The 277-nt window shown below is 41.2% G+C and carries 1 pseudogene; it reads left to right on the forward strand.

Annotated elements, in window-relative coordinates:
• Positions 1-277, forward strand: a pseudogene (locus H5187_RS24200) (integrase core domain-containing protein); the annotation flags it as partial.

The raw sequence follows: 277 nt of genomic DNA on the forward strand, positions 1-277 counted from the left end.
GACTACCCAGAAAAGCCATTTGCAGAAATAAGCACAGCAAGAAAATGGGTGGCAGGGTTTGTAGATTGGTACAATAACGAGCATTTGCACAGCGGTATAAAATTTGTCACGCCAAATCAGCGTCACTTAGGTTTAGATAAAGAAATATTAGCCAAGCGCCAGCAGGTAAACGATGCGGCTAGATTGAATAACCCTGGTCGTTGGTCAGGAAAATCACGCGATTGGTCAATAATTAAGGAAGTAAATTTAAATCCTGAGAAAAAAGAAGAAATGCGGG

The sequence above is a fragment of the Pseudoalteromonas sp. SG44-1 genome, from assembly GCF_014164315.1.
Lineage (GTDB): Bacteria > Pseudomonadota > Gammaproteobacteria > Enterobacterales > Alteromonadaceae > Pseudoalteromonas > Pseudoalteromonas rhizosphaerae.